Annotated in this window: 14 protein-coding genes and 1 pseudogene; 7 read left to right on the top strand and 8 right to left on the bottom strand. The window is 72.0% G+C overall.

Annotation, left to right across the window (positions count from 1 at the left end):
- Nucleotides 1–645, bottom strand: coding sequence for a TetR/AcrR family transcriptional regulator (locus E1266_RS01290; RefSeq protein ID WP_243718162.1), 645 nt, complete (start codon nt 643–645; stop codon nt 1–3).
- Here E1266_RS01290 and E1266_RS01285 point away from each other — a divergent pair.
- Nucleotides 632–1,573, top strand: a pseudogene (locus tag E1266_RS01285) (DMT family transporter); the annotation flags it as partial. The gene E1266_RS01290 and the pseudogene E1266_RS01285 sit on opposite strands and share 14 nt — an antisense overlap.
- Before the next feature lie 26 nt (nt 1,574–1,599).
- On the opposite strand, the gene E1266_RS01280 reads toward E1266_RS01285, so the two are convergent.
- The gene (locus E1266_RS01280) at nt 1,600–6,192 is read right to left on the bottom strand and encodes an ATP-dependent helicase (RefSeq protein ID WP_132042798.1); all 4,593 of its coding nucleotides are present in this window, start codon (nt 6,190–6,192) and stop codon (nt 1,600–1,602) included.
- A 128-nt stretch (nt 6,193–6,320) separates the two neighbouring features.
- Between E1266_RS01280 and E1266_RS01275 the strand changes: the two genes are divergently transcribed.
- Nucleotides 6,321–7,619, top strand: coding sequence for an alpha/beta hydrolase (locus E1266_RS01275; RefSeq protein ID WP_132042796.1), 1,299 nt, complete (start codon nt 6,321–6,323; stop codon nt 7,617–7,619).
- A 28-nt stretch (nt 7,620–7,647) separates the two neighbouring features.
- A complete protein-coding gene (locus E1266_RS01270; protein WP_132042794.1) occupies nt 7,648–7,842 on the top strand; it encodes a DUF3046 domain-containing protein in 195 nt (64 codons plus the stop codon).
- Nucleotides 7,843–7,875: 33 nt separating this feature from the next.
- Here E1266_RS01270 and E1266_RS01265 read toward each other — a convergent pair whose 3' ends face one another.
- The gene (locus E1266_RS01265; protein ID WP_132042792.1) at nt 7,876–8,745 is read right to left on the bottom strand and encodes an ATP-grasp domain-containing protein; all 870 of its coding nucleotides are present in this window, start codon (nt 8,743–8,745) and stop codon (nt 7,876–7,878) included.
- 245 nt (nt 8,746–8,990) lie between these two features.
- Here E1266_RS01265 and recA point away from each other — a divergent pair, with 245 nt between their 5' ends.
- The 3 genes from recA (at nt 8,991) to rny (ending at nt 12,736) form a co-directional block, all read left to right on the top strand.
- On the top strand, nt 8,991–10,103 hold the full coding sequence (recA, locus tag E1266_RS01260; protein WP_132042790.1) for a recombinase RecA: 1,113 nt from the start codon (nt 8,991–8,993) through the stop codon (nt 10,101–10,103).
- Nucleotides 10,104–10,271: 168 nt separating this feature from the next.
- Nucleotides 10,272–10,823 carry a regulatory protein RecX gene (locus tag E1266_RS01255; protein ID WP_243718161.1) on the top strand — a complete coding sequence of 184 codons (552 nt, stop codon included), beginning with the start codon at nt 10,272–10,274 and terminating at the stop codon, nt 10,821–10,823.
- 341 nt (nt 10,824–11,164) lie between these two features.
- Nucleotides 11,165–12,736 carry a ribonuclease Y gene (rny, locus tag E1266_RS01250; RefSeq protein WP_132042788.1) on the top strand — a complete coding sequence of 524 codons (1,572 nt, stop codon included), beginning with the start codon at nt 11,165–11,167 and terminating at the stop codon, nt 12,734–12,736.
- An 82-nt stretch (nt 12,737–12,818) separates the two neighbouring features.
- Here the strand turns inward: rny and E1266_RS01245 are convergent, their stop codons facing one another.
- The 5 genes from E1266_RS01245 to E1266_RS01225 form a co-directional block, all read right to left on the bottom strand.
- Nucleotides 12,819–14,846 (bottom strand): prolyl oligopeptidase family serine peptidase, encoded by a 2,028-nt coding sequence (locus E1266_RS01245; protein ID WP_132042786.1) that lies wholly within the window; start codon nt 14,844–14,846, stop codon nt 12,819–12,821.
- Nucleotides 14,847–15,013: 167 nt separating this feature from the next.
- Nucleotides 15,014–16,009 carry an amino acid ABC transporter permease gene (locus E1266_RS01240; RefSeq protein ID WP_132042784.1) on the bottom strand — a complete coding sequence of 332 codons (996 nt, stop codon included), beginning with the start codon at nt 16,007–16,009 and terminating at the stop codon, nt 15,014–15,016.
- Nucleotides 16,006–16,689 (bottom strand): amino acid ABC transporter permease, encoded by a 684-nt coding sequence (locus tag E1266_RS01235; protein WP_132042782.1) that lies wholly within the window; start codon nt 16,687–16,689, stop codon nt 16,006–16,008. The genes E1266_RS01240 and E1266_RS01235 overlap by 4 nt, the downstream gene beginning before the upstream one ends.
- Before the next feature lie 146 nt (nt 16,690–16,835).
- The gene (locus E1266_RS01230; protein WP_132042780.1) at nt 16,836–17,705 is read right to left on the bottom strand and encodes a glutamate ABC transporter substrate-binding protein; all 870 of its coding nucleotides are present in this window, start codon (nt 17,703–17,705) and stop codon (nt 16,836–16,838) included.
- Between the two features lie 106 nt (nt 17,706–17,811).
- Nucleotides 17,812–18,534, bottom strand: coding sequence for an amino acid ABC transporter ATP-binding protein (locus tag E1266_RS01225; RefSeq protein ID WP_132042887.1), 723 nt, complete (start codon nt 18,532–18,534; stop codon nt 17,812–17,814).
- Nucleotides 18,535–18,804: 270 nt separating this feature from the next.
- On the opposite strand from E1266_RS01225, the gene miaB reads away from it, so the two are divergent.
- Nucleotides 18,805–20,346 carry a tRNA (N6-isopentenyl adenosine(37)-C2)-methylthiotransferase MiaB gene (gene miaB / locus E1266_RS01220; protein ID WP_132042778.1) on the top strand — a complete coding sequence of 514 codons (1,542 nt, stop codon included), beginning with the start codon at nt 18,805–18,807 and terminating at the stop codon, nt 20,344–20,346.
- The last annotated feature ends 66 nt before the right edge of the window (nt 20,347–20,412 follow it).

The following is a 20,412-nucleotide window of genomic DNA, read 5'->3' as shown; positions in this document are numbered from 1 at the left end:
TCAGCGGCCGCTCGGGAGGCCCGTGTCAGGGAGGCCCGTGTTCGGGAGGCCCGTGTCAGGGAGGCCCGTGTCAGGGAGGATCGCGTCGGCGGCGGCGCGGGCCTTCACGGCGGCGTCGCGGACGCCGCCGACGCTGAACGCGACCACCGCGCCCTCGTGCAGGATGAGGAGCTGGTCGGCCAGGGCGCCGGCCGCGTCGCCGGTGAGGCCGGCGTAGAGGTCCCTGATCCATGCCTTCTGCCCGGCGGCGACCGCGTGGACCGGGTGGCCCGGGTCGGGCAGTTCGGCGCAGGCGTTCACCATCGAGCAGCCGCGCGCGGACTCGGTGCTCAGCCAGTCGCCGAGGGCGTCGAACGTGGCGAGGACGCGCTCCCGGGCGTCCGGGACGGAGGCGAGCCGGCCGGTCAGGAACTCGCGCCAGCGCTCGTCGCGGGCGCGCAGGTAGGCGAGGATCAGCGCGTCCTTGGAGCCGAACCGGTCGTAGACGGTCTTCTTGGTGACCCCCGCCTGGGCGGCGATCAGCTCCATGCCGACCGAGCCGATGCCGCGCTCGTAGAAGAGCTCGTTCGCGGCCTGGAGCACGCGCCGGGCGGCGGGTGTGAGCGGCCGGTCCTGCGCGGTGCCGGCGGGCATGGTGCCGGGCATGCGGTCCCCTTCCCTCGGAGTACACCACAAGTATACATACCGGTATAGCTACCATGTATCTATACCGGTATGTATACCTGGGGGAGAGATCATGGCAGTGCGCCATCCGGACACCCTGCTCGGCGCCGCCTTCGTCGTCACCTGGAGCTCCGGCTTCATCGGCGCGGAGCTCGGCACCGGCGCGGCCCCCGCGAGCGCGCTGCTCGCCTGGCGGATGATCGTCGCCGCCGTGCTGCTCGCCGCCCTGCTGGCCTGGCGCCGCCGCCGGATCCCGCCCCGGGACCTCGCCCTGCACGCCGTCATCGGGACGCTGGGGCAGGGCGGCTACCTGTACGGCGTCTTCGCGGCGGTCGACCACGGCGTCGCCGCCGGCATCAGCAGCCTGATCGCGGCCCTCCAGCCGCTCGTCGCGGTCGCCGTCGCCGTCCCGCTCCTCGGCGAGCCGATCACCCGGCGGCAGCTCGCCGGATTCGCCGCCGGCCTCGCCGGGGTGGCCCTCGTCGTCGGCGGCGACCTGCGCGGCGGCGCCCCCGCCTGGGCGTACCTGCTCCCGTTCGGCGCGATGCTCGCGCTGGTCGCCGCGACCCTCGTGGAGCGGCGCGCCCGCCCGGCCATCGCGCTGCCCGAGGCCCTCGCCGTGCAGGCCGTCGTCGCCACGGTCCTGTTCTCCGGTCTCGCGGGCGCGGAGGGCACGCTCGTCCCGCCCGCCGAGCCGGTCTTCTGGGCGGCCATCGCCATTCTGGTCGCCGTCGCGATGTTCGGCGGGTACGGGCTGTACTGGGTCAACGTCCGCCGGACCGGCGTCACCCGGGTCTCGGCGCTGCTGTACCTCACCCCGCCGACCACGATGGTCTTCGGCTGGCTGCTGTTCGGCAGCACCCTGACCCCGCTCTCGCTCCTCGGCGTCCTGGTGTGCGGCGCCGCCGTCGCCGTCGCGCTGCGGGGCCCGGCGGATCAGGCGCGCAGCCGCAGCCCGCGGGGCGTCGGGTGGAAGCCCGCCGACTCCAGCGCGGCGGCCAGCGGCGAGTCGGCGATCGCCGCGCCGTCGGCGCGCTCGACCGTCAGCTTCCCGAGGACGCCCTCCCGGACCGCGAGCGCGAGCGCGTCCACCGCCGGCTGCAGGATGCCGGGATCGTCGTCCCAGGTCAGCAGCGAACGGCCGCCCCGCTCGACATAGAGGACGAGCCGGCCCTCGGTGAGCACGACCAGCGCCCCCGCCTTGCGGCCCGGCTTGTGCCCGCTCGCGACCTCGTCGTCGCGCTCCGGCCAGGGCAGCGCCGCGCCGTACGGGTTCGCCGGATCGGCGGCCGCCAGGACGAGGGCACGGCCGTCAGATTTGGAGGGCGTCTCCCAGAGCGCGGAGATGTCGTCCGGGGGAGCGGGCTGCGCCGGCCGGAGCGCGCGGAGCCGGTCGACGGCGCCCGGCAGCGCGAACTGGGCCGCGCCGAGGCCCTCGACGAAGTAGCCGCGCCTGCAGCGGCCGGTCTCCTCGAACGCGCGCAGGACCGGATAGACGGCGGAGAACCCGCCCGGCGTCCGCTCCGCCGCGACCGCGCCGCGGATGACGATGCCGTACCGCTCCAGCAGCGCCTCCGCGAGCGCGTGCGACCGGAGGGTCGCGGCGGCCTCGCGTCCGGGGAGGGTCCACCAGCGTCCCGCGACCGTGGGCGGTCCCGTCCTGGACGGCAGGACGGGACGGCCGCGCCGGGTCGTCCGGGAGCGGTGCGTCGGACGGCCCGAGCCGAGCGCGGCGCGCAGCGGGGCCAGCGTGTCGTTGGTGAGATGCCCGGCCCAGACGAGGTCCCACACGGCGGTGACGAGATCGGCGTCGGCGGCGGTCACGTGCGCGTTCACCCGGTCGGACAGGGAGCGGAAGAACAGCGCGCCGCCGTCGCCGAGCGCGTCGAGCACGGCCTGGTGGGCGGGCGTCAGGGTGATTTCGGCGGGTTCCGGCATGAGGAGGGGGGCAGTGTCGGCCAGGTAGAGCGCCACCCAGCCGTCACCACCCGGCAGGCCGCCCTGGCCCGCCCACACGACCTCGCCCGCGGAGGTCAGCTCGTCCAGCATGGCCGGGGTGTAGCCCGGGACCCGCGACGGCAGGATCAGCGACTCCAGCGCCGACGCGGGCACGGCGGCGCCCTGCAGCTGCTCGACGGCCTGGACGAGCGCGTCGATGCCGCGCAGCCGCGACCCGCCCGCGATGCCGTGCCAGGCGGGCAGGAAACGGCCGAGCGACTCCGGCGGGGACGGCTCCACCTCGGCGCGCAGCCGGGCCAGGGACCGGCGGCGGAGCGTCCGCAGCACACCCGTGTCGCACCACTCGCTCGTCAGCGGGCCCGTCACGGTCTCGACGGGCAGGAACTCGCCCTCGACGACGCGTCCCGCGCCCGCCAGCCTCCGCAGCGTCTCGGCGACCACGGCGACGCCCAGCCCGAAGCGCGCGGCCGGCGCGCCCGCGCGGAACGGGCCGTGCGTGCGCGCGTACCGGGAGACCAGGTCGCCGAGCGGGTCGTCCACCGGTTCGAGGAACGCCTCGGGGACGCCCACGGGCAGCGGCGCGCCGAGCGCGTCGCGGAGCCGGCCCGCGTCCTCGACGGCCGCCCAGCGCTCCTCCCCGGCGATCCTGACGCGGATGACCCGCCGCGTCGCCTCCAGCTCCTCCAGCCACCGCGACACCTGCACGAGCACGTCGGCGGCGCCGTCCGGCGCGTCCGCGGGGAGGGTGCGCTCGGCCGCCTCCGCCGTCGTGAGCGGGCCGAGGCCGCGCAGGAGGTCGGCGACGCCCTCCAGGTCGCGGGCGCGGCGGTCGGCGGCGAGGCGCTGCAGTTCGCGTTCGGTGTCGGCCACGGCCTCGGGGTCGAGGAGCTCGCGGAGATCGGCCTGGCCGAGCAGCTCGGACAGCAGCGCCGAGTCGAGCGCGAGCGCCTGCGCGCGGCGTTCGGCGAGGGGGGAGTCGCCCTCGTACATGAACGCGCCGACGTAGTGGAACAGCAGCGAGCGGGCGTAGGGGGACGGCTCGGGCGTCTCCACCTCCACCATGCGGATCCTGCGTCCGGACACGTCGCGCATCAGCTGCACCAGGCCGGGGACGTCGAACACGTCCTGCAGGCACTCGCGCATCGTCTCCAGCACGATCGGGAACGACGGGTACTTGCTCGCGGCGGCCAGCAGCTGCGCGGCGCGCTGGCGCTGCTGCCAGAGCGGCATGCGCCGGTCAGGGCGGCGGCGGGGGAGCAGCAGCGAACGCGCCGCGCACTCGCGGAACCGGGCCGCGAACAGGGCCGAGCCGCCCAGTTCGTCCACGACGATGCGCTCGATGTCGTCGGCGTCGAAGACGGCCAGGTCGAGCCCCGGGGGCTCGTCCATGTCGGGAATGCGGATGACGATGCCGTCGTCGGCGTGCATGGCCTGCGCGTCGACGCCGTACCGTTCGCGCAGGCGGCCCGCTATGGCCAGGGCCCACGGCGCGTGCACGCGGGCGCCCAGCGGGGAGTGGACGACCATCCGCCAGTCGCCGAGCTCGTCGCGGAACCGCTCGACCACCATCGTCCGGTCGTCGGGGACGTGCCCGGTCGCCTCCCGCTGCTCGCCCACGTACGACACGAGGTTGGCGGACGCCCACGCGTCGAGGCCGGCGGCGGAGACGCGCTCGCGGGCGTCGCCGGCGGGGAGCCCGGCCAGCTCGCGGGTGAACGAACCGAGCGCGCGCCCCAGCTCGGCGGGGCGCCCGAGGGTGTCGCCGTGCCAGAACGGCAGCTTCCCGGGCTGGCCCGGAGCGGGCGAGACGAGGACGCGGTCGGGCGTGATGTCCTCGATGCGCCACGAGCTGGCACCGAGGACGAACACGTCTCCGACGCGCGACTCGTACACCATCTCCTCGTCGAGCTCCCCCACCCTGGACGCCTTCTCGCCGACCAGGAAGACGCCGAACAGGCCGCGGTCGGGGATCGTCCCGCCGCTGGTCACGGCGAGGCGCTGCGCCCCTGGGCGGTCGTGCAGGACGCCGGTGACGCGGTCCCACACCAGGCGCGGGCGCAGCTCACCGAACTCGTCGCTCGGGTAGCGCCCGGCCAGCATGTCCAACGTCGCCTCAAGTGCCGAGCGGGGGAGCGTGGCGTAGGGGGCGGCGCGCTTGACGAGCGACTCCAGATCGTCGACGGTCCACTCGTCCATGGAGACCATGGCGACGATCTGCTGGGCGAGGACGTCGAGCGGGTTGCGCGGGTAGCGCAGCTCCTCGATCTCGCCGCCCCGCATGCGCTCGGCCACCACCGCCGTCTGGACGAGGTCCCCCCGGTACTTGGGGAAGATCACGCCCTTGGACACGGCGCCGACCTGGTGGCCCGCGCGTCCGACCCGCTGGAGGCCGTTGGCCACCGACGGCGGCGACTCCACCTGGACGACGAGGTCGACGGCGCCCATGTCGATGCCCAGTTCGAGGCTCGACGTCGCGACCACGGCCGGTAGCCGGCCCTCCTTGAGGGCGTTCTCGATACCGGCCCGTTCCTCCTTGGAGACGGAACCGTGATGCGCGCGGGCGATCTCCAGGGGCGCCCCCCTGGCCGTGCCCGCCTGAGCCATGGTGGCCGCCGGGGCGTGGTCCTCGGGGAGGGCGTCGCCGGTGGCGCGCTCGTAGGCGAGCTCGTTCAGGCGGCCGCACAGGCGCTCGGCCAGCCGCCGCGAGTTGGCGAACACGAGCGTCGAGCGATGGGCCTCGATGAGGTCGAGCAGGCGGTCCTCGACGTGGGGCCAGATGCTGCGCTGGCGGGGGTCGGCCGTGCCCGAGTCGTCGACGAACCGCCCCACCTCGCCCATGTCCTCCACGGGGACGACGATGTCGAGGTCGAAGACCTTGTCGGAAGGCGGCTGGACCACCGCCGCGGGCCTCGGCCCGCCCAGGAACGCCGCCACCTCGTCAGTGGGCCGCACCGTCGCCGACAGGCCGATCCGCTGGGCGGGCCGTTCGAGGAGGGCGTCGAGGCGTTCGAGGGACAGCGCCAGGTGCGCGCCCCGCTTGGTGCCCGCCACCGCGTGCACCTCGTCCACGATGACCGTCTCGACCCCGCGGAGCGACTCGCGCGCCCGCGAGGTGAGGATCAGGAACAGCGACTCCGGCGTGGTGATCAGGATGTCCGGCGGCTTGACGGCCAGCCGGCGGCGCTCGTCGGCGGGGGTGTCGCCCGACCGCATCCCCACCCGGACGCCCGGCTCGGGCAGCCCGAGGCGGCGCGCCGCGTGCCGGATGCCGGCCAGCGGTGCGCGCAGGTTGCGCTCCACGTCCACTGCGAGGGCCTTCAGCGGCGATACGTACAGCACACGGCAGCGCCGCAGGGCCTCCTCCGGGACCGGACCCGTGGCGAGCCGGTCGAGGGACCACAGGAACGCGGCCAGGGTCTTGCCGGAGCCGGTCGGCGCCACGACGAGCGTGTTGTCGCCGCTCGCGATCGACTCCCAGGCGCCCGCCTGGGCGGGGGTGGGCGCGGCGAACGCCCCGGAGAACCACTCACGGGTCGCCGGGGAGAAGCGTTCGAGCACGTCACCGCCCATGCCGCCATAGTGCCCCCTCGGTACGACAGTTCGACGGTTCGAGCCGGGACGTGGCGTGCGTCACATTGTAAGCAAGCGCTTGTACGGGCAAGGTCTACGGGTAGACGCTCGCCGCCGCCGGAGTCTCCATGCCCTACGTCATGCTCGCCCTCGGGATCCTGTTCGCCCTGGTCGCCGTCAACGCGCACGCCCCCCGGCGCAGTCCGCTCCTGCTCGCGCCGAGCTTCTTCTGCGGCTGGCTGACGATCGAGATGGCGCCGCACGTCGTCGTCACCTGGGCGGCCGCGACCGCGCTGACGGCGGCGTTCGGCGGACTGGACGGCTGGCCGGGCCGGGTCGGGTTCGCCCTGGCGATCCTCGGCATCGCGGGCGTCGCCGCGACCATCTTCGCCTCACGCCGCACGGTCGTCACCCTCCGGGACAGCGGCGCGCCCCTCGACCTGGACCCCGAAGGCGCGCCCCGGTACCCGCTGGCACACCTGATCGTGCCGCAGCTGTGCCTGATCCCCCGCAAGGGCGTCCGGGTGGAGCGCAACGTCGTGTTCCACGAGGACGGCCGGCTGCGGTTGAAGCTGGACGTCTTCCAGCCCGCTGCCGAGCGTCCCGACGGTGAGCCGCGCCCCGGGCTCATGCAGATTCATGGCGGCGCCTGGGTGATCGGGGACAAACGTGAGCAGGGCCTGCCGCTGCTCAACCACATGGCGCTCCAAGGATGGGTGGGCTTCAACGTCAACTACCGGCTCAGCCCACGCGCCACCTTTCCCGACCATCTGATCGACCTCAAGCGTTTCCTCGCCTGGTACAGGGACCACGCCGAGGAGTACGGGGCCGACCCTGACTTTCTCTGCGTGACGGGTGGTTCAGCCGGTGGACACCTCACGGCCCTGGTGGCATTGACCGCGAACGTGCCGGAGTTCCAGCCCGGCTTCGAGGACGTCGACACCACCGTCCAGGGGGCAGTTCCGTTCTACGGCGTCTACAACCTCTTCGAGCCAGGGCCGTGGCCGCGCCCAATGGGCGCCACTCGACTCATGGAACGCATGGTCATCAAGAAGCCCTTCGCAGAGAACCAGGAGGCGTACGCCAAGGCGTCCCCTGTCACGTACATCGGCAAGGACGCGCCGCCCTTCCTTGTCATCCACGGGGACCGCGACTCGCTCATCCCCGTGGCGGAGGCCCACCGATTCGTCGAACGCCTCCGGGAAGTCTCAGAGGCACCCGTCATCTACGCCGAGATGAAGGGCGCCCAGCACGCGTTCGACGTCTTCCCCTCTTACCGGACGGCCCGTGTCATCGAGGGCGTGGAGCGCTACCTGACCGGGCTCCACCGGCAGTACCGCCAGGGGACCCCGCCGGCCGTCCCAGGAGAGGTCTCGGAATCCTTGGACGGTGCGTCCGGCCGGCCCCGGGCCACGGCGGCGGAATGAGCCCCCTGCCGTCCGATAGCGTGGAACCGTGCGGCTCACAGTGTTCTGGGATCGGATGAACCAGCAGTTCGGCGCCACCTACGCCCAAAGCGTGGCCAAGGACTACGTCATGTCCGAGCTGAACGGCCGCACCATCGAACAGGCCCTCGCCGACGGGGAACCGGCCAAGAGGGTCTGGCAGGCGGTCGTCGCCACCTTCGACGTCCCCTCGAAACTCCAGTAGGCGGCGCGCGGCGGTGGCCTGACTCCGCGCGGGTCAGTCCGGGACGGGCAGGTGGGCGTACAGGTCCATCGCGTCCACGGACGACGGCAGGTCGCTGACCTGGCCGTCGCCGACCTCGACGACGCGCCACACGCCGTCCGTCCGCCGCGCCAGGTCGGTCGTGATGAACCGGCAGCCCAGCGCGCGCACGGCCGGGGCGACCGTGTCCAGGTCGGGGTCCAGTTCCACGCCCGGACTGTCGGGGTGCGGGCCGACCAGCGCCGGCTCACCGTCCACCCACCACACGCGGGCCTCGCCCTCGCCGTCGTACTGCTCGAACTCGCGCACGACGAGACCGCCCGCCAGATGGTCGTCCCGCAGCGCGACCATCTTCGAGGCGACGTCGTGAAGCTGCCCGAGGTTCTTCACGTCGGGGACGAAGCACGCCTCCTCCCACTCGTGCTTGCACGACTTCACATAGTCCTTCACCACGCCCGGCCCACCGCGCAGCGGCCGTACGAGCTCTTTCAGCTCGCTCAGCTCGCCGGGGCTCTGGCCGATGCGCAGGGGCCGCCACACGCTGTGGGGGGTCAGCCCGGCGAACGTGTCGTGCCAGCCCGGCAGCTCGTGCGCGCGCCTGTAGTCGTCCGGATGCGTGAGCAGCACCGTCCCGCGCTGCTTCAGCGCGGCGAAGACCGCGGCGTACTCGTCTCCGGTGAGCATCCACCCGCGGTACCAGATCGGCCCCAGGTCGTCGGGCACTCCCCGGACCGCGTCGTCCACGTCGCCGCGGCGGAGCGCGTCGTGATCGAGCAGGGCGATCTCGCCGTAGTGGTCGCGCACGGCCGCGGCCTCGCGCAGAAAGTGCGGGTCAACGCGCCGAGGGTGGATCGGATCGACGCAGAAGAGAACGGTCAGCGTCATGATTGGAACCCTCCGTGGACGGCGCCAGCGTACGGGGTCGGGACCATGGAACGCACGGAGATTCCCACCCGAATCGCCCAACCGGCCGATGATCGAACTTATGTTCGGTAAGCTGGCCCGGTACCGCGGCGTCGTCCACAATCGCGCCCGGGCCTCGCAAAGTGTCGGAGGCCCGCCGTAACGTCGCCCTCGACATCGCAGTCAGCGGCCGAGAGCCGACAGTCACGACGAGAAGGACATCTCACATGGCAGCGAACGACCGGGAGAAGGCTCTCGAAACCGCACTCGCCCAGATCGAGCGGCAGTTCGGCAAGGGGTCGGTCATGCGGATGGGCGAGGAGGCGCGGGCGCCGGTCGAGGTGATCCCCAGCGGCGCGATCTCCCTCGACATCGCGCTCGGCATCGGCGGCCTGCCCCGCGGCCGCGTCGTCGAGGTGTACGGCCCGGAGGGCTCCGGCAAGACGTCCATCGCGCTCCACGCCGTGGCCAGCGTCCAGAAGAAGGGCGGCATCGCCGCGTTCGTGGACGCCGAGCACGCCCTCGACCCCGAGTACGCGGCCGCCCTCGGCGTGGACATCGACGCCCTGCTCGTCTCCCAGCCCGACACCGGCGAGCAGGCACTGGAGATCACCGACATGCTGATCCGTTCCGGCGCGATCGACATCGTCGTGATCGACTCCGTCGCCGCGCTCGTCCCGCGCGCCGAGATCGAGGGCGAGATGGGCGACAGCCACGTCGGCCTCCAGGCCCGCCTCATGTCGCAGGCCCTGCGCAAGCTCACCGGCGCCATCAACACCACCAAGACGACCGCCGTCTTCATCAACCAGCTCCGCGAGAAGGTCGGCGTCATGTTCGGAAGCCCCGAGACGACGACCGGCGGCCGGGCGCTGAAGTTCTACGCCTCCGTCCGGCTGGACGTCCGCCGCATCGAGACGCTCAAGGACGGCACCGAGGCCGTCGGCAACCGCGTCCGGGTCAAGGTCGTCAAGAACAAGATGGCCCCGCCGTTCCGCGTCGCCGACTTCGACCTGCTCTACGGCCAGGGCATCAGCCGCGAGGGCGGCCTGATCGACCTCGGCGTGGAGCACGGCTTCGTCCGCAAGTCCGGCGCCTGGTACACCTACGACGGCGACCAGCTCGGCCAGGGCAAGGAGAACGCCCGCAACTTCCTCAAGGCCAACCCCGACATGGCCGACGGCATCGAGAAGAAGATCAAGGAGAAGCTCGGCATCGGCCCGAAGGTCGACCGGGAGGCCGAGCCCGCCGCCCCGGACGCCGCCGCGGCGCCCGCGCCGCCGGAGGCCCCCGCCAAGACCGCCGGCCGGAAGACGGCCAAGGCCAAGCCGGGTGATTCCTGACGGGGAATCCCACGATAAGGGTGACTCCTGACGAAGAGTGGGCGATGATCTCGTATGCAGGGCGGCGGCGCCTTATCCGGCATCGCACGATCGGTGCGCGGACCTTCCCCGACGGCGCCGCCGCTCCCACGGCCCGCCCGCCGCACCTCCGGGTGAGGACGACCACCGGTGGATGACCCCGACGCCAAGGCGCCCCGCGGCGAGCGGGGCGGGCACGCGGCGGATCCCGAGGGGGCCGCGCGGGACATCTGCCTGCGGATGCTGTCCAGGTCGCCGCGCACCCGCGCGCAGCTGGCCGACGCCCTGCGCCGCAAGGACGTCCCGGACGACGTCGCGGAACGGGTCCTCGGCCGCTTCACCGACGTCGGCCTCATCGACGACGAGGCGTTCGCGAAGGCGTGGGTCCAGTCCCGCCACACCGGCCGCGGCCTGGCCAGGCGGGCCCTCGCCCACGAACTCCGCCGCCGCGGCGTCGCGGACGAAACCGTCAACGACGCCGTCGAGTCCCTCGACACCGACCGGGAGGAAGCGACCGCCCGCACCCTCGTGGCCCGCAGACTCCCGTCCACGAGGGGCGTCGACCCCGCCAAACGCACGCGCCGCCTGGTCGGCATGCTCGCCCGCAAGGGCTACCCGCCCGCCCTCGCCTACCGGGTCGTCAAGGAGGCCCTCGCGGAAGAAGGCGCGGAGCTGGAGGACCTCCCCGAGCCGCTCGACTGACCCGCCCCGCGGCACCGGCCCCGCGATGCGCCCGGCCTTACAAAGCCCGCCCGCCAAGGGCAAGGCAAGTAAGCACCGCTTGCTCATTGCCTCCGTGCCGCTTACCGTTACGGCAGTGAGGAGTTACTCCGCGTCTCGCGGATTGCCATACGACCGAGCACGTTCCAGCAGCTGAGAGGCATACAGGACACGTTCGTCGACCGGATACGGCCGAATCACCGGGGGCGCGTAGCGCGCTGCCCGGCGGTGTCATGCATCCGGCCGTCCGATGAGCGCGGGTAAATCCTCGCTAGGCAGGGTCCGGACTCCTGACGGGCCCGCGGCGAGGAAGGATCGACCTCATGGAGAGCGTCCTGCTGGGTGCAGCGCTGCTGGTGGCCCTGGTCGCTCTCGTGATCATCGTTCTATGGCGTCCGGGCACGGCGGGGAAGGCGGCGGCGGAGCTGGCCCGCGCGCAGAGCGAGGCCGACGAGATCCGGTCCAAGGCCAAACGGGACGCCGAAGAGGTCCTGGGGAACGCCGAACGCGACGCGCAGCGGATCGCGTCCGACGCGAGCGCGAAGGCCGAGGAGGAGGGCCAGGCCCTCCGCGACGACCTGCGGAACGTCCGTGAGGACCTGGAGCGCCGCGAGGCGCGGCTCGCCGAGCGGGAGCAGCGGCTGGACGGGGAGCTGCGGCGCCTGGAGGAGTGGCAGGGGCGGCTCACCGAGACCAAGAAGGCCCTCGAAGTCCGCGAAAGGGAACTGGACGGCGTCGCCGAGGAGCGCCGCAAGGTCCTGGAGCGCGCGGCCGGCCTCACCGCCGGGCAGGCCAGGGCGGAGCTCGTCGCGGCGATCGAGAACCAGGCCAAGCGGGAGGCCATCCCGATCACCCGCGAGATCGAGAACGCGGCGCGCGCCGAGGGCGACAAGCGCGCCCGCAAGATCGTGACGCTGGCGATCCAGCGGGTCGCCAGCGAGCAGACGGCCGAGTCGGTCGTGTCGGTGCTGCACCTGCCGAGCGACGAGATGAAGGGCCGCATCATCGGCCGCGAGGGCCGCAACATCCGCGCGTTCGAGACCACCACCGGCGTCAACCTGATCATCGACGACACGCCCGAGGCGGTGCTGCTGAGCTGCTTCGACCCGGTGCGGCGCGAGGTCGGGCGGCTGACGCTGGAGAAGCTCGTCCTGGACGGCCGGATCCACCCGCAGCGCATCGAGGAGATCTACGAGCGCAGCAAGAGCGACGTGGAGCAGCTGTGCGTGCGCGCCGGTGAGGACGCGCTGGTCGAGGTCGGCATCGCCGACATGCATCCGGAGCTCATCGCGCTGCTCGGCCAGCTGCGCTACCGCACGTCCTACGGGCAGAACGTCCTGAAGCACCTGATCGAGTCCGCGCACATCGCGGGCATCATGGCGAGCGAGCTGCGGCTCCCGGTGGACATCGCCAAGCGCGGGACGCTGCTGCACGACATCGGCAAGGCGCTGACCCACGAGGTCGAGGGCAGCCACGCGCTGATCGGCGCGGAGATCGCCCGCCGCTACGGCGAGCCCGAGGACGTCGTCCACGCCATCGAGGCGCACCACAACGAGGTCGAGGTCCGCACGGTGGAGGCGGTGCTGACGCAGGCCGCCGACGCCGTCAGCGGCAGCCGCCCGGGGGCGCGCAGGGAGTCCCTGGAGGCGTACGTCAAGCGGCTGGAGCGTCTGGAGGAGATCGCCCGCGACAAGCACCCCGGGGTCGAGAAGGTCTTCGCGATGCAGGCCGGCCGTGAGATCCGGGTGATGGTCAAGCCCGACGCAGTCGACGACATCCAGGCCCAGGTCATCGCCCGCGACATCGCCAAGCAGGTCGAGGACGAGCTGACGTACCCGGGGCAGATCCGCGTCACCGTCGTCCGGGAGTCGCGCGCCACCGAGTTCGCCCGCTGACCCCGCGGACGCCCGGCCCCGGGGCGCGGGCGGCTGAGGGCGGCCGGGCCCGTCCGCCGGCGCGGGGGCGGACGGGCGGGTATCAGCCGACCGTCAGTTGGATCGGTTCCACACCGCGGGGCTCGAAGCCGAGAGTCTGGCCGTAGAACGCCAGCTCGGCCTCCAGGCAGCGGATGACGGTGTCGGCCCGGCGGAAGCCGTGCGACTCGCCCTCGAACGTGAGGTAGGCGTACGGCATCTTCTTCCCCGCCAGCGCCAGCGCGAAGCGCTCGGACTGGTCGGGCGGCACCACCGGGTCGTTGAGGCCCTGCAGCAGCAGGACGGGGCAGGCCGTCCTGTCGGCGCTGCCGAGCGGCGAGCGCTCCTCGTAGGCCCGCTCGAAACCGGGCAGCGGCCCGATCAGCCCGAACAGGTAGTGGGACTCGAAGTCGTGCGTGGCCTCGGCGAAGCTCTGCAGGTCGCTGATCCCGTAGTAGGACGTGGCGGCCTTGAAGACGTCGGTGCGGGTGATGGCGGCGAGCGTCGTCCAGCCGCCCGCGGAGCCGCCGCGGATCGCGAGCCGGGCGGGGTCGGCGATCCCGCCGTCGACGAGGGCCTGCGCGGCGGCGACGGCGTCCTCGACGTCCACGACGCCCCACTGGCGGCGCAGCCGCTCGCGGTAGGCGCGGCCGTAGCCGGTCGATCCGCCGTAGTTGACGTCGATGACGCCGATGCCGCGGCTGGTGAAGAACGCACGCTCCAGGTCGAGGGTCGTGGAGACGTGCCCCGTGGGCCCGCCGTGCACGAACACCACGTACGGCGGCAGCTCGCCCTCCGGCGCGGCGGCCTCCGGGTTGGCGGGCGGGAAGACGTAGGCGTGGACGGGACGCCCGAACGGCCCCTCCAGCCGTTCGGCGCGCGGCCGCGACAGGTAGGCGACGTCGGGCAGCTCGGCCAGCTCGCGGCGCAGCCCCTCGACGCGGCCGGTGGTGGTGTCCACCCGCACGACGGACGTGGGCAGGTCGGGCCCGCCGGCGATGCCGACGATCGTCGTGCCGTCCGTGGACAGCTGCGGCTGCCAGTGCCCGTACGGCACCTCCAGGTCGGTGAGGTCCAGCGTCTCCGGGTCGTAGACGCCGAGGCGCAGGTCGCCCTCGCCGTGCAGGACGGCGAGGCGCCCGTCGCCGAGCAGCGCGTACGGCATGCCGCCGAGCTGCCACAGCGGGCCCGCGAACTCCTCCTCGGCCGGGTACAGGGCCTGCGGCGACTCGCCGTGCAGGCCGACCTGGTAGATGTTCCACCAGCCGGGCCAGTCGGAGATGACGTAGAGGGACTCGTTGTCGCGCCACAGCGGCGCGAGCGCCGACTCCTTGAGGCCGCCCTTGACGGTGCGGGGCGCGACCGCGGCGCCGTCCTCGAGCGCCGCCACGCGGATCTCGGTGCCGTCCCACGGCATGCGCGGGTGGTTCCACTGCACCCACGCCAGGTGGCCGCCGCCGGGTGACGGGGCGGGGGAGGCGTAGAAGTCGGCGCCGGTGACCAGTTCGCGGATCGCGCCCGCGTCGTCGGCGGCGCTCCCGTCGAGGGGGACGGCCACGATCGCGCGCCTGATGCCCGTGGCGGGCTCGCCGGCCGCGGGGGCGTCCGCACCCTCGGCGCCCTCGGGCTCGGCCCGCGGCGCGGCGATGTGGCCCTCGCAGACGCACCAGATCTCCGTGCCGTCGGGGGACAGGACGTAGTCGGCGAAGCGGAGCCCCGCCGGGACGGCCGGCTCGGGGGTCAGCGGGTACGGCTTCGGGTCGCCCTCGTCGAGCCGGTGCAGCCGCTGGTCGTCGTAGTTGGAGAAGACGATCGACCGGCCGGCGGCGGTGCGGACCGGCAGGTACGACCGCCCGCCGTACTCGTGGACGCGGGTGCGGGCGTCCCACGGCGCCTGCAGCAGCTCGGTGCGGTGCCCGCCCTTGAGATGGATGACCGTGGTCCGCCCGCCCTCCTCGGGCCGCGTCTCCTGCCACCACACGTCGCTGCCCTCGACGGTGGGGAAGCTGAGGCGCAGCCGGGCGCGGGCGACGTCGGCCGCGGAGATGGGGGATGGCCATGAGCCATAGGGAAGGGTCGCACGAGCGGTCATACCAGGAATCGTCCCGCATACGGGGACGTGTTGGGGTGATGACGGGCCGTTTGACTTCGGAAAGATACAAGCGGACCACCAGCCAACTCGCCGGTAACACGGTCGAGGGCGCCGCCCGGGGGGTGGCGGCGCCCTCCTCCGTGTCGCAGGGCGGGCGGGTGCGCTCGTCAGGCGGCCCCGGGTTCGCCGGTGGCCTGGCGCGTCATTCCGGGCGCCGGGGGCGGCCCGGACGTACCGAGGGTCTTGGCCGAGGTCTTGCGGCTCCGGCGGCTCCGGCCCTCCAGCCACGTCGCGAGCCGGCTCAGCGACATGTTCATCGCGATGTAGATGATCGCGACGACGATCCCGGCCTGCAGGACGTTGTTGTGGTAGTTCGCGGGGACCTGCTTGAAGCCGGCCTGGAGGAACTCGCCGTAGGCGATGATGAACCCGAGTGCGGTGTCCTTCAGCAGGACGACGATCTGGCTGACGATCGCGGGCATCATCGCGGTGACGGCCTGCGGCAGCAGCACGAGCCGCATGACGCCGTTCTTGCGCAGGCCGACCGAGTAGGCGGCCTCCGACTGGCCCTTGGGCACCGCCAGGACGCCCGCCCGCACGATCTCGGCGAGCACCGCGCCGTTGTACATCACCAGGCCGAACACGACCGCGGCGAACGCGGGCACGGTGACGACGCCGGCGTTGCTCTCCACGCCGAAGATGAAGAAGAAGTAGTCGACCGACATCCGCTGGATCTGGCCGAACTGCGACTCGGCGATCGCCGGGCTGATCTTGTTCGGGACGAAGAACGCCAGGAAGATCAGGATCAGCAGCGGGATCCCGCGGAAGAACTCGACGACGGCGCCGGCGGGGAGGCGGATCCACCAGTGGTCGGACAGCCGCGCCAGGCCGAACACGGCCCCGAACACCAGCGCCAGCACGGTCGCGACGGCGGCGGCCTTCAGGGTGTTCAGCAGCCCCGGCAGGAGCAGGTGCCGCCAGACCGTCCACTCGGTGAACGGGGTCCACAGATGCTTCTCGAACTGGCCCTTGTCCTGCAGCCGCCAGCATAGCGCCGCCAGGATCGCGAGGAGCACGACCGACACCAGGACGCTCAGCAGCCTGTTCCGCTTCTGCGCCCGGGGGCCGGGGATGTCGAAGAGGACGTTCGCTTCCTTGCTCACCGCGCCACCGCCATCCGCTTGGCCAGCCAGCCGAAGAAGTAGCCGGTCGGCAGGGTGAGGATCAGGAAGCCGATGGCGACGCCGAGGAACAGCGGGATCACGCCGTCGGAGAACGTCGGCTTGTCGACGATCGTCTTGGTCACCAGCGCGACCTCACCGTAGCTGGCCGCGGCGGCCACCGTCGTGTTCTTGATCATGGCGATGAGCACGCTGCCCATCGGCGCGATGATCGACCGGAACGCCTGCGGCAGGATGATCATCCGGAGCGACTGGTTGAACGTCAGCCCGATCGAGCGGGCCGCCTCGGCCTGCCCCAGCGGGATGGTGTTGATGCCCGAGCGCAGGGTCTCGCACACGAACGCCCCGGTGTACGCGGACAGTCCGACGACCGCCCACCAGTAGTAGGTCGTCGAGGAGACGCTGGAGAACTTCAGGGCGAGGATGTCGTTCAGCCCGAGGCTGCACATCAGCAGCACCAGCGTGAGCGGCGTGTTCCGGACGATGTTGACGTAGCCCGTGCCGAACTTGCGCATGACGGGCACGGGCGCGACGCGGAAGCTCACCATGACCGTGCCGATGATCAGGGAGAGCACCGCCGCGGCGCCCGCCAGGCGCAGGGTCGCCCAGAACCCCCGGAGGATCTCCCCGGAGTTCTCGAAGAACGGGGTGAAGTCAAACATTGCTCAGCTGTTCCATGGCGTTCCAAGGGGTCGGGGCGGGCCGGTGCGTCCCCGGGGGACACGTCCTCGCGGGGACGCACCGGCGCGACCGGTCGGGCTCGGCCTGGGTCAGGAGCGGCGCCCGCGGCCGGGCGCGCCGCCTGCGGTCAGGCGCAGCCCTCCACCGCCGGGACCTCCTTGACGAGCTTCAGCCCGGTGCCGGCGAAGTGCTTGTCGAGGTACTGCCCGGCGGCGCCGTCGGAGTACATCTTGGCGATGGCCTTGTTCACGGCCTCGCAGGTCTCGGTGTCGCCCTTCTTCATGCCGACGCCGAACTTCTCGTCGGTGAAGGGGTCGTTGATGACCTTGAAGGAGCCCTTCTGCTGGTTGGCGAACCCGGCGAGGATCAGGTCGTCGGTGCTGACCGCGTCGAGGGCGCCGGACTTCAGCTTGCTCACGCACTCGGAGTAGCTCTGCGCGTCGACCAGCTTGACGCCGTCGATGTCGAGCTTGCCGTCCGGCGGCGGGTCGGTGATCCGGCGGAAGGAGTTGGACCCCGCCGCCTTGCACAGCCGCTTGCCCTTGAGGTCCGCGGCCTTCTTGATGTCGTTGTTGTCGGCGTTGACCATCGTGTCCTGGTGGGCCACGTAGTACGGGCCGCCGAACGTCACCTGCTGCTTGCGCGCCTCGGTGATGGAGTAGGTGGCCACGACCAGGTCGACCTGGCCGCCGCCGATGAACGACTCGCGGTTCGCGGAGGTCGTCTCCTTGAAGGTGATGCCGTCCTCGGGGACGCCCAGCTCCTTGGCGATGTACTTGGCGACGTCGACGTCGAAGCCGTCGAAGGTGCCGTCGGGCTTCTTCAGGCCCAGGGCCGGCTGGTCGAACTTGATGCCGATGGTCAGCTTCTTGTCGTCCTGCGCCTTCTGCAGGACCGTCTTGGCCTCGGTCTTCTCCGTGTCGCTGCCACACGCGGAAAGCGCCAGTGACAATGCCATCCCCGCCCCGATGAGGGCGCCGAAACGACGTACTCGCATTTCTCGTCCTACCTCTACTCTGCCGGAGCCCCGTGGCTCTGTGGACCATTCACGTCCGCTGTGGACCGAACAGCTCAGGTTTCTGGATACATCGGGGAAAAGTGGATCAGTGGGTGAGGATCTTGGAAAGGAAGTCCTTCGCGCGGTCGGTGCGCGCGTTGGTGAAGAACTCGTTCGGCGTGTTCTCCTCCACGATCTGGCCGTCCGCCATGAAGACGACCTTCTGCGCCGCCCGGCGGGCGAAGCCCATCTCGTGGGTCACGACGATCATCGTCATGCCCTCGCGGGCCAGGCCGGTCATGACGTCGAGGACCTCGTTGACCATCTCGGGGTCGAGCGCGGAGGTCGGCTCGTCGAAGAGCATCACCTTCGGCCGCATCGCGAGGGAGCGCGCGATCGCGGCCCGCTGCTGCTGGCCGCCGGACAGCTGGGCGGGGTACTTCTGCGCCTGGTTCGCGATGCCGACGCGGTCCAGCAGCTCCATCGCGTGCTTCTCGGACTCCTGCTTGCCCTGCTTGCGGACCTTGATCGGCCCGAGCGTGACGTTGTCCAGGATCGTCTTGTGCGCGAAGAGGTTGAACGACTGGAACACCATGCCGACGTCGGCGCGGAGCTTCGCGAGCTCCTTGCCCTCCTTCGGCAGCTCCTTGCCGTCGAGGAGGATCTTCCCGCTGTCGATGGGCTCCAGCCGGTTGATCGACCGGCACAGGGTCGACTTCCCGCCGCCGGAGGGGCCGATGACGACGACGACCTCTCCGGAGTTCACGGTCAGGTTGATGTCCCGGAGGACGTGCAGCTCCCCGAAATGCTTGTTGACGTTCTCGGCCACCACGAGGGGCCGGCCGCCCTCGGCGCCCGGCTCCGGGGCGGAGTCCCCAGGCCCGTCCTTGGTGAGGTCGGGTCCGCCTTCGCTGTCCGTCATGCGGTCGGACTTTACGTCATGCGCGACGGCGCGAAAGTTGCCGCGCGGTACCGATACGATCACGAATCCCCATGTCGGGCGGGGTCCGCCGTGGCGGAGAGTGATCATCGGAGGTCGCCCGCGTCGCAATGGCCGGTTCGGTGATATCGCGTAAGGCCCGTACCCTTGGTAACCGTCATGAGTGCGCCTATGAATACGGCTCCCCGTACGTACGAGATCCGTACTTACGGGTGCCAGATGAACGTTCACGACTCCGAGCGGCTGTCCGGTCTCCTGGAGGCGGCGGGGTACGTCCGCGCCGGCGACGCCGAGCCCGACGTGGTGGTGTTCAACACCTGCGCGGTGCGGGAGAACGCCGACAACCGGCTCTACGGCAACCTGGGCCATCTGCGGCCGGTCAAGGACGGCCATCCCGGCATGCAGATCGCCGTGGGCGGGTGCCTCGCGCAGAAGGACCGCGACACCATCGTCCAGCGCGCCCCCTGGGTGGACGTCGTGTTCGGCACGCACAACATCGGGTCGCTGCCCGCGCTGCTGGAGCGGGCGCGCGTGCAGAGCGAGGCGCAGGTCGAGATCGAAGAGTCGCTGGTGACCTTCCCCTCGACGCTGCCGACGCGCCGTGAGTCGCCCTACGCCGCGTGGGTGTCGATCTCCGTGGGCTGCAACAACACGTGCACGTTCTGCATCGTCCCCTCGCTGCGCGGCAAGGAGAGGGACCGCCGCCCCGGGGAGATCCTCGCCGAGATCGAGGCGCTGGTCGGCGAGGGCGTCCTGGAGGTCACCCTCCTCGGCCAGAACGTCAACGCGTACGGCTCCGGTTTCGGCGCCCTCGCCGCCGCGCCGGACGAGGTCCGCGCGATGACGGCGGGCGGGGAGTCCGCGTTCGCGGGGCTGCTGAGGGCGTGCGGGGACGTCGAGGGCCTGGAGCGGGTCCGGTTCACCTCACCGCACCCCAAGGACTTCACCGACGACGTCATCGCCGCCATGGCCGAGACGCCGAACGTGATGCCGTCGCTGCACATGCCGCTGCAGGCGGGGTCGGACGCGGTGCTGCGCGCGATGCGCCGCTCGTACCGGCAGGAGCGCTACCTCGGCATCATCGACGATGTCCGGGCCGCCATCCCGGACGCGGCGATCACCACCGACATCATCGTGGGCTTCCCCGGGGAGACCGAGGCCGACTTCGAGGAGACCCTGCACGTGGTGCGGGAGGCCCGGTTCTCGTCGGCGTTCACCTTCCAGTACTCCAAGCGTCCGGGCACCCCGGCGGCGGCCATGGACGGCCAGCTGCCGAAGGAGGTCGTCCAGGAGCGGTACGAGCGGCTGGTCGCCCTCCAGGAGGAGATCTCCTGGGAGGAGAACAAGAAGCAGCTCGGCCGGACCATGGAGGTCCTAGTGGCCGAGGGCGAGGGCCGCAAGGACCAGGCGACCCGCCGGCTGTCGGGCCGGGCGCCCGACAACCGGCTCGTCCACTTCGCCGTGCCGGAGGAGCCGGTCCGCCCCGGCGACATGGTCACGGTGGAGGTCACCTACGCCGCGCCGCACCATCTCGTCGCCGACAAGCCCGCGCCGGCCGTCCGCCGGACGCGGGCGGGCGACGCGTGGGAGGCCCGCCGGGCCGGGACGGACGGCCGGCAGGGCGTTTCGCTCGGAATGCCGTCGATCGGGCGTCCGGCGCAGGCCGACACGCCCGCGCCGGGCTGCGCCACCGTCTCCTGAACTCGGGCATGATCGAGGGTCGATCCCGCGTGCCGCCCACGGTGGCGGTCGCGGGCCCGGCGTCAG

Origin of the sequence: Actinomadura sp. 7K534 (assembly GCF_004348575.1) — a bacterium.
GTDB classification, from domain to species: Bacteria; Actinomycetota; Actinomycetes; order Streptosporangiales; family Streptosporangiaceae; genus Spirillospora; species Spirillospora livida.
The sequence above is the reverse complement of the archived record's forward strand: the minus strand, read 5'-3'. Positions and strand labels throughout refer to the sequence as shown.

Bases quoted from the DNA above. Each gene is read 5' to 3' on its own strand.
- E1266_RS01290 (WP_243718162.1), bottom strand. From the start codon at position 645: ATGCCCGGCACCATGCCCGCCGGCACCGCGCAGGACCGGCCGCTCACA.
- E1266_RS01280 (WP_132042798.1), bottom strand. From the start codon at position 6,192: ATGGGCGGTGACGTGCTCGAACGCTTCTCCCCGGCGACCCGTGAGTGG.
- E1266_RS01275 (WP_132042796.1), top strand. From the start codon at position 6,321: ATGCCCTACGTCATGCTCGCCCTCGGGATCCTGTTCGCCCTGGTCGCC.
- E1266_RS01265 (WP_132042792.1), bottom strand. From the start codon at position 8,745: ATGACGCTGACCGTTCTCTTCTGCGTCGATCCGATCCACCCTCGGCGC.
- recA (WP_132042790.1), top strand. From the start codon at position 8,991: ATGGCAGCGAACGACCGGGAGAAGGCTCTCGAAACCGCACTCGCCCAG.
- rny (WP_132042788.1), top strand. From the start codon at position 11,165: ATGGAGAGCGTCCTGCTGGGTGCAGCGCTGCTGGTGGCCCTGGTCGCT.
- E1266_RS01245 (WP_132042786.1), bottom strand. From the start codon at position 14,846: ATGACCGCTCGTGCGACCCTTCCCTATGGCTCATGGCCATCCCCCATC.
- E1266_RS01235 (WP_132042782.1), bottom strand. From the start codon at position 16,689: ATGTTTGACTTCACCCCGTTCTTCGAGAACTCCGGGGAGATCCTCCGG.
- E1266_RS01230 (WP_132042780.1), bottom strand. From the start codon at position 17,705: ATGCGAGTACGTCGTTTCGGCGCCCTCATCGGGGCGGGGATGGCATTG.
- miaB (WP_132042778.1), top strand. From the start codon at position 18,805: ATGAGTGCGCCTATGAATACGGCTCCCCGTACGTACGAGATCCGTACT.